Source organism: Streptomyces sp. SPB074 (assembly GCF_000154905.1).
Classification (GTDB): domain Bacteria; phylum Actinomycetota; class Actinomycetes; order Streptomycetales; family Streptomycetaceae; genus Streptomyces.
This window is the reverse complement of the sequence record NZ_GG770539.1, coordinates 3,295,562-3,304,053: the sequence shown is the minus strand read 5'-3', so window position 1 is coordinate 3,304,053 and position 8,492 is coordinate 3,295,562. Positions and strand designations below refer to the sequence as shown.

Here is an 8,492-nt window from a genome sequence, read left to right as displayed (position 1 = left end):
CCGCACTCCCCCTTCCCTCGCCAAGCAGGACAGCGCGCACCGTGCCGCGCCCGGTGGGACGGTCCGGCCGGGCGGTGCCGGGAGCACCGGGCGTCACGGCGGCGGGCCGGGTGCGAAGTCGGGCGTGACGGGTGGCCGTCACGGCGTCACGTCCCGCCGCAACGGCGGGGGCACGCAGGTCAAGCGCGGTGGCGGGAGTAAGCGGCGGGGGCCTGTCGGGCGTTTGCTGAGTGCCGCGTCACGGCGTGCGGGTTCCCTGCGTGACAGGGCCGTCACGGCCTCCCGGGCCCGGCGTGACGGCGCCACGAAGCGCTCGTTGCGCGAGCGGCGGCGGGTGATACGGCGCTTGCCGATCCGTAAGGCGGCGCGGCGGGCGTTGCTGCGCTCGGCGGCCCGGATGCACGGGCGGCGCCTGTTCGCCGCCCTCCTCGCGGCTCCGCTCGGGGCGCTCGGCCTGCTCTCCTCGCCGCTGGGGCGGCGGCTGGGCTGGTCGTGGCTGATCCACCCCGGCCGTCGCCTCTACCGCCGGATGACCCGCACCGCGGCCGAGCGCCGTGCGGCCCGGGACGCGGCCATCCGCAAGAAGCGCGAGGACGCCGAGAACGCGCTCGACGCCGAGAACGAGGACGACGAGGTCGCGGACCGCGTCGAGCGGCCCGAAGGGCCCGTGGCCAGCAACGAAGCACCCCAGGAGGTACCGCACATGTCCGGTTTCCGCTTCGAGGAGTACGCGGCCGAGATGGAGCAGGCCGCCCAGAACTACGAGCCCGAGGACGCCATGGAGATCCTCTCCATGATCGAGGGCCTGCCCGCGGCGCTGACCAGCGTCGCCAACGTCATGCGCATCCTCGCCGAGCGCTCCGACTCGGAGTTCCCGCTGGAGAAGGCGATCGCGCAGTCCTTCGACGACATGTACGGGGCGATGAGCGCCGCCGTCGCGGTCGCCGAGGACCTGGGCCCGCTGTTCCGGCAGGTCCACGAGGCCGACATCGCCCGCCACGAGGACCCCCGCAACGGCACCGAGGCCGAGAAGGGCTGGAACGTCTGATGACCTCCTCCGCTGCCAAGTCCGGCAGTGGCCCGGTGCTGGACTGGGCCGCCGGTCACGGGCCCGTGACCGGCGCCCTGTCCGCCACCACCGGAGCCCTCGCCGTCGCCACCACCGGAGCCGCCACCGGGATGCCCGCGAGCTGGGCCCTCGCGGTCGGCGCGGCAGGGGCCCTCGGGCACACCGTCGCCGGCCTGCGCCTGCGCAACGCCGGGCGCACCCTCGCCGCCCGCGGCGCCTCCTGGCTCGTCGGGGCAGGGTGGACTACCTGGGCCATCACCCACGGCCCCCTGACCTGGGCCGCCTTGGGCTCCCTGGCCACGATCGGTGCCGGGATCGGCGCCGCCGCCCGCTCAACCGCCCTGTACGAGGAGGCGCGCGAGGACGAAGCCCTCGCCGCCGCCGAACAGCGCGTCGCCCGCGAGCTGTCCGCCGACCGTCGCCAGCTCGCCGCCGAGTGGGCCGAGCGCATCAACCGCGTCAGCGGCATCGCTGTACGGGTCCTGGGGGTGGAGCAGTGGCCGACTGGGACCGGGTTCTCCCTGGACCTGGAGATGCCGCCGGGCGGCGCCACCCACACCAAGCTCGCCGCCGAGGGCCCGCGCCTGGCCGCCGACGCCCGCCTCCCGCACGGCTGCACCGTCGCCGCGAGCCCCGGCCTCCACCAGGGCCGGGCGATCGTGGACGTCACCACCGTGAACGTCCTCACCGAGGAGCGCGCCTACCCCACCGACTACAGCCCCCTGTCCGTCCACACCGGCATCCCCTGGGGCTATCGCACCAACGCGGAACAGATTCTCGTCCACCTGCGCGAACAGTGCGCCCTCATCGTCGGCCCCACCGGATCGGGCAAGACCAACATGGTCCACCTGATCCTCGCCGGCTTCGCCCGCGCCGAAGACCTCCTGACCTGGGTCATCGACCTCAACGCCGGGTCCGCCGGGCTCCCCTGGGTCCTGCCCGCCCTCGAAGACCCCGACCGGCTGCGCCCGGGGGTGGACTGGCTCGCCGGGACCTACGACGAAGCCCTCCTGATGCTGGACACGGCCATCAAGGTGGCCAAGCACCGCAAGACCGTCTACCAGAAGCTCATGGCCGAGGCGAACACCGACCTTCTCCCGATCAGCCCCGGCATCCCGCAGATCATGCTGGTCGTGGACGAGGGCGCCGAACTCCTCGTCGCCACCGACCGCAAGCTGCGCAAACTGGGCGAGAAGCTCCTTGAGGTCATCCGCATCGCCCGCGCCATGGGCGTGCGGACGGTCATCACCGCGCTCGGCGCCACCGGCAGCGTCCTGGGCAACTTGATGATCCGCCGCGAGGCCAAGGTCCGCGTCGCCCTGACCGGCGGCGAGACCGAGGGCATGGACCTCACCAAGCTCTTCCCCGGCTCGCGCGGACTGCGCCCCGACCAGGCCCCGTTCAAGGGAGCCGGGTTCATGGGCACCCCCGAGGACGCCGTGGCGCTGTTCAAGGCGTGGCGAATCAAGCCCCACCAGATTCGCGAGATCATCGCCGCCACCAGCGAGCGCCACCCCGCCCTGGACAAGCCTTCCGCCACCGCGGCCGGTCCCGCCTACGCCGACCGCTGGAGCGCCGCCCGCACGAAGTGGATGGGCGAGCACACCCCCGCCCCCCAGCCGCAGGACACCGCGGCGGACAGCGGGCGGGCGGGGCTCAACCTGTCAGCGCTGCGTGATGAGCCCACGAAGGCCGGGGGCTCGCCGGAGGACGACCTCATGCGCCGCTTCCTCGCGCAGATCGACGCCGAGTTCGCCACCGCCGACGACCCCCGTACCCCCGACAACCCCGCGCCGCGCGCGGGGGCCGGGCTCAACCTCTCCGCGCTGCGCGAGGAGCCCGCGGACTCCGCCGCGAAGCGGGCCGCGCTCGCCCTCCTGGACCAGGCCGGGCCCGGCGGCACGGGGGCCTCCGCCATCGCCCGGGCGCTCGCCGACGAGCACGGCACGAGCCGACAGACCGTCTCCGGTTGGCTCAACGAATGGGCCGAACAGGGCACCGCCCGCCGGGTCGGGACCGGCACCCAGACCCGCTACATCCACGCCCGCCACGCCCCCGAGGGCGGCCCCGCGCAGACCTGACTTGTCGCTTGTCGCCCCGGGCCCTGAAAACCCCCCAGGCGGGCGCTCAGGGCTTGTCGTCCTCTTGTCTGACCTGCGAGGCGACAAGCGACAAGACAAGACAAGCGACAAGCAGACGACAAGCCGCGCGACAAGCAAGGCGACAAGCACCCACCGCCCACCGCACCCGACCCGGGAGCGGTGGGCGGCCCGTTGAAAGGACCGCGTTGTGCACCCCGACGACACCGCCCAGGGCACCCCCGAGGGCATTCCGCTTACCGACGCCCAGGCCGCCACCGAAGCCCGCCGCCTCATCCACGACGCCTACCAGAACAGCCCCGCCGAACTCACCGCGACCACCTACCGCGACCCCACCCCGGTGCCGCCGTACGGGAGTACCCCGGCGGTCGCGCAGCCCGGCCGGCCGCCGATGAGCCAGCGCGCCACCGACGCCTCCGCGCTCATGCTCACCGGCTCCGTCGCCACCCTCGCCGCGGGCGGCTCCGTCTCCCTCGTCCTCGCCGTCCTCGGCACCCTCGACCCCGTCACGCTCGGTGTCGCCGGAGGCGGCGCGACCACCGTCCTCCTCGCCCTCGGCGCCCTCATCCGCCGCGCCGGACGCGCCGCTGGTGACGCCGCCCGCCCGGAAATCCACCACCACTACGCCGCGCCCGTCACCCAGCAGCACACGAGCCTGACCACCCACACCCGCGGCCTGACCGCCCGCACTCACAACCACCAGCACTGAGAGGACTCCCGCATGGCCATCACCGTCTCCGCCGTCGCCCTCTTCGGCCTCGTCCTGCTCCTCCTCCTGCACGGGCGCTACCTCGGCCCCGGCTCCGCCTTCACCGCCAGCGGCTTCGGCTTCTTCCTCGCCTCCACCGGCGCCGCCGAACCCATCACCCAAGTCCTCACCGCCCTCACCGGCGCCCTCCCGGGCTTGTGATCGCCGGCCACTGGCACGCCTACACCTGGACGGGCCCCGAGCTGCCCCGCGACCGGGACGCCCGGGACCCGTCCAAACCCACCCCGCCCCCGCTCATCGCCCACTGGCTCTCCAAGCCCCGCCACCTGCTCGCCGCCACGTTCGCGATGCCGGACGAAAATGGCCACGCGTACGCCTGGCTTGAGACTCAGCTCAAGGAGCACCCGCGCGGCCCGCGCGACTGGCCGCCCCGCGTCGACCTCGACGGCGCCCAAGACCGCCTCACCCGCCGTGCGGATGTCGTCTGGGGCTACTGGTCCGCCTCCGGCCCCTTCATCGCCCGCGTCCTCATTACCTGCCCCCGCCCCGGCATCCCTGCCCGCAGCCATTCCTCCGGACCGAGGAGAAGTCGGCATGACGCACCTCCGACTCACGCTCACTCACTGCCCCCGCCGGGCCCTCACCCTCAGCGACACACCCCGCCCTCACTGCCCGCAGTGCGCGGGCAAGGGCTTCACCCGCGACGGCTACCACCTCGCCGCCAACGTGTACGTCTAGACCGCCTACGCGACCTGCCCCTGCTGGGACGTGTACCGGTGCCGGGTGCTTCTCCCGCTCCCGCACCTGCCCTCGCGACGCCGCACACGCGACCTCCCGCCCTTCTGACCCCCCCCACACACAAGGGCGGCCCCGCTCTCGCCAAAGTCCGGGGCCGCCCTCGTCCAACCCGACCGTGAACGGACCTGTTGGAGGTTCCAGGATGCCCGACCTGATCCCCTTCCCGCGAGAGCGCGGGCGGCGTCCGCGTCTGCTCGACGCGTTCTGCTGCCAGGGCGGTGCCGCCAAGGGCTACGCCGACGCCGGCTTCGACGTGACCGGCATCGACCTCAACCCCCAGCCCCGCTACCCCTTTGCGTTCATCCAGGGCGACGCGGTCGTCTTCATCCGCGAGTACGGGCACGAGTTCGACGCCATCCACGCCTCGCCGCCCTGCCAGCACGACTCCGACTGCCAGCGCATCCAGGGCCGCGCCCACCCCGACCTCATCGCGCCCACCCGCGCCGCGCTGGAGGCGACGGGACGGCCGTGGGTGCTGGAGAACGTGGGCGGTGCCCTGCCCAAGCTGCATCGGCCGGTGATGCTGTGCGGGCCGATGCTCGGCGTACGCACCTACCGCCACCGCTACTTCGAGACCGGCGGCGGCCTCACCCTCCCCCAGCCCCCGCACCCCGAGCACACAGTGCCACAGGCGAAGATGGGCCGTCCCGTCCCGCCCGGCTGGTACGGGCAGTACGTCGGCAACTTCTCCGGCGTCGCCCTCGCCCGGGAGGTCATGGGCGTGCCGTGGATGAACCGCGAGGGCATCCGCGAGTGCATCCCCCCGGCCTACACCGCCTGGACCGGCGCCCACCTCCGCGCGCTGCTCATCGGGGCGGAGGCCGCAGCGTGAACGCCCTCGCTCTCGCCCTCCGCCTCGCCTCCGCCGGCCTCCCTGTGCTGCCCCTGCGGGCGGGGAAGGTCCCGTTCGGCAATTGCCCGGCCTGCGCCCGCAACGCGTGCGGCGGCAGGCCGAACATGAAGACCCCGGGCCGGTGCGCCTGCCCGCTCCCCTGCCACGGCTGGGCCGCCGCCACCACCGACACCCACCGCCACACCACCGAGTGGGCCCCGTACTGGCAGCGGGCCGCCGCCATCGCCTACCACCCCGGCGACGCGGGCCTCACCGTCGTAGACCTCGACAACGACGCGGCCATCACGTGGGCCCGCGCCACGCTCCCGCCCACCCGCACCGTCCCCACCACCCGGGGCGAGCACTGGATCTACCAGGGCACCATGTCGTCCGCGAACGCCGTACGTCCCGGCGTGGACATCAAGTCCCGCATGGCGTACACCCGCTGGCTCGGTCCCGGCGAGGGCGCCATGACGGTGCTGCCGACCGTGATCCGCGCCCTCGTCGTGAAGGCGCACGCCCCGGCCCGCCGCGCGCCGTCCGGTCTCGTCGTGAGCGGGGCCGGGGGCGAGTGCCCGCACCGCACCCCCGCCTTCCTCGAACGCGGCCTCACGATGGCCGAGCAGCGCATCATCGACGCCGACAAGGCCGTGCACGCCACGGTCTACGGGGCGTTCCTCGCCGTGCTCTCCACCCACGGCCGGTGCGGCTGCCTCACCGACACCCACGTCAACCGGCTGTTCACGGCCGCGCAGGCCAAGGGCGAGAGCCTGCGGCACTGCACCGACGCGTGGGCCAACGCCCGCACGCGGCTGGGGGTGTAGGGGCGTGTCGGAGGAGGAGAAGACCCCGGCGCGCGAGGTCATCACCGACTACGCGCAAGCGCACTTCCGCTACTTCCGCACCGCCGACGGCACCGTCTACGCCCAGCGCAACGGCCACCCCGTCGCCCGCCCGATCCGCTCCCAGGGCACCACCGGCAGCCACCGCCAGGAACTCATGGTCGGGCTCTACCGCGACGGTATCGGCGTGTTCAACGGCACCGCTCTCAAGGAGGCACTCGATTTGATCGAAGCACTCGCCCTCTCCCAGGACGTCCAGCCCACCCACATCCGCGTCGCCCCCGGCTTCGACGGCGCCACCTGGCTCGACCTCGGCCGCGACGACGGCCAGTCCGTCCGCATCCACCCCACCGGCTGGACCATCACCACCCCCGACCCCGAGGAAGTGTGCTGGCGACGGACGCAGCTCACCGGGGAACTGCCCATGCCCGCCCGCGACACCGGCGGCAAGGGCATCGACCTCCTTCTCCGCCTGACGAACTTCGCGAGCGCCGAGACCGAATGCCTCGCTCTCGCCTGGCTCGTCGGCTGCCTCGGCCCGTCCGTCCCCGTGCCCGCGCCGTTCCTCACCGGCCCGCAAGGGGCGGGGAAGTCGACGGCGGGGCGGATGCTCACCCGGATCATCGAGGGGATGAGCAGCGACCTGCGCCGGCCGCCCAAGGACGAGGAGAACCTCATTGCCGCGGTCGCGGCGGGGTGGGTGACCGCCCTGGACAACCTCTCGCACCTGGCACCGGACCTCTCCGACCTCATGTGCTGCATCGTCACCGGCGCCGAGACCATCAAGCGCGCCCTCTACACCGACGGCGACGTCGTACGGGCCCGCTACCGCCGCCCCCTCCTCCTCACCGGAATCGACGTAGGCGTCATCCGACCCGACCTCGCCGAACGCCTCCTCCCCCTCCGCCTCGAACGCCCCACCGTCCGCCGGACCGAGGCCGAGCTGTGGACGGAGTTCGAGGAAGCCCTCCCCGTCATCCTCGGCTCGCTCCTCGACCTCACCGTCCAGGTCCGCGCCACCGACGCCGAGACGCCGACCGACCTGCGCATGGCGGACTTCGCGCACCTGTGCGCGCAGCTCGACGCCGCGCAGGGCCTCGGCGCGCTCGCGGCGTACCGGGTGTGCCTCGACGACCTCAACGACGACGTCATCGAGGGTGACGTCCTCGCACAGACCGTCCTCAAGCACGCCGCGACCCTGAACGAGGGCGTCGAGCAGCGGATGACGTCCACGGAGTGGCTGACCCTCCTGAGCAACCTCCAGAGTGGCGACGGGATGCGCCCGCTGCCGAAGGGGTGGCCGACCACGGGCAAGGTGCTCTCCGACCGGCTCAAGCGGTTGCAGCCCACCCTCGCCTCCCGGGGCGTCCTCATCGACTCCGGCCGCACCAAATTCAAGCGCTACCTCGAAATGGCCCGGCGTCCCGCCGACCCCGACCAGACGCCCGGGCTCTGAGCCGGACCGCACAAAGGCAAGAAGAGCACCACGCGCCGCGCCGTGCTCTTCTTGCCTGTCCGGCGGCAGCGCCGCCGCTCAAAGGGCGCGCCGAAGGCTCCTCATTCTCTCTGTGACGCGCACCAAGACCCCGGCTTTTTGTCCGAAGAGAAAAATGCTGCGTCACCTGCGTCACCCACGGACGGAAAACCCCAGTGACCAGCAGCGACAGCGGTGACGCAGACGGCATCCGGCTGCGTCACCCAGCGTCACCCGCGTCACCGATGACGAAGAGCCTGCGTCACCAATGACGCACCCCCGCATTCCTGCGTCACCACAAAACCGCAGCTCAACACCCCTGCGTGACGCAGATGACGCGGTGACGCAGAAATCCGAACCTAGGACACCACGACGCCTGAGCAAGCCCGTGAAGGGACGTTCATGACCGCCGAACCGATGCCCCCGCCAGCCGACACCACCCTCGTCCTCCTCACCGTCGAAGAGGCCGCCCGCCGCCTCCGCATCGGCCGGACCACCTGCTTCGCCCTCATCCGCGCCGGCGAGCTGGAATCCATCACCATCAACCACCTCCGCCGCGTACCTGCCGACGCGCCCGCCGCGTACGTCGCCCGTAAGCGCACCGCCAGCTGACCACCCGCCCAGTCCGGCGCGGGGTGCGGTGCCCCGACCGGCCCGCACCCCGCGCCG

The 8,492-nt window shown here is 73.0% G+C and carries 9 protein-coding genes; all 9 read left to right on the top strand.

Annotation, left to right across the window (positions count from 1 at the left end):
* Positions 1 to 346: 346 nt before the first annotated feature.
* Positions 347 to 1,048 carry a hypothetical protein gene (locus SSBG_RS13620; RefSeq protein WP_234010515.1) on the top strand — a complete coding sequence of 234 codons (702 nt, stop codon included), beginning with the start codon at positions 347 to 349 and terminating at the stop codon, positions 1,046 to 1,048.
* Positions 1,048 to 3,150, top strand: a complete 2,103-nt coding sequence (locus tag SSBG_RS13615) for a hypothetical protein (protein WP_008746701.1) — start codon at positions 1,048 to 1,050, stop codon at positions 3,148 to 3,150. The genes SSBG_RS13620 and SSBG_RS13615 overlap by 1 nt, the downstream gene beginning before the upstream one ends.
* A 208-nt stretch (positions 3,151 to 3,358) precedes the next feature.
* Positions 3,359 to 3,877 carry a hypothetical protein gene (locus SSBG_RS13610; RefSeq protein WP_008746700.1) on the top strand — a complete coding sequence of 173 codons (519 nt, stop codon included), beginning with the start codon at positions 3,359 to 3,361 and terminating at the stop codon, positions 3,875 to 3,877.
* Positions 3,878 to 3,889: 12 nt separating this feature from the next.
* On the top strand, positions 3,890 to 4,078 hold the full coding sequence (locus SSBG_RS13605; RefSeq protein WP_008746699.1) for a hypothetical protein: 189 nt from the start codon (positions 3,890 to 3,892) through the stop codon (positions 4,076 to 4,078).
* A gap of 393 nt (positions 4,079 to 4,471) precedes the next feature.
* Positions 4,472 to 4,615, top strand: a complete 144-nt coding sequence (locus tag SSBG_RS33215; RefSeq protein ID WP_008746698.1) for a hypothetical protein — start codon at positions 4,472 to 4,474, stop codon at positions 4,613 to 4,615.
* Between the two features lie 202 nt (positions 4,616 to 4,817).
* On the top strand, positions 4,818 to 5,507 hold the full coding sequence (locus tag SSBG_RS13595; protein WP_008746697.1) for a DNA cytosine methyltransferase: 690 nt from the start codon (positions 4,818 to 4,820) through the stop codon (positions 5,505 to 5,507).
* Entirely contained in the window at positions 5,504 to 6,331 is an 828-nt protein-coding gene (locus SSBG_RS13590; protein WP_037869699.1) for a bifunctional DNA primase/polymerase, read from the top strand. The genes SSBG_RS13595 and SSBG_RS13590 overlap by 4 nt, the downstream gene beginning before the upstream one ends.
* A gap of 4 nt (positions 6,332 to 6,335) precedes the next feature.
* A complete protein-coding gene (locus SSBG_RS13585; RefSeq protein ID WP_008746695.1) occupies positions 6,336 to 7,805 on the top strand; it encodes an ATP-binding protein in 1,470 nt (489 codons plus the stop codon).
* A gap of 420 nt (positions 7,806 to 8,225) precedes the next feature.
* Positions 8,226 to 8,435: a helix-turn-helix domain-containing protein gene (locus SSBG_RS13580; RefSeq protein ID WP_008746694.1), complete on the top strand. Its 210-nt coding sequence runs from the start codon at positions 8,226 to 8,228 to the stop codon at positions 8,433 to 8,435.
* The last annotated feature ends 57 nt before the right edge of the window (positions 8,436 to 8,492 follow it).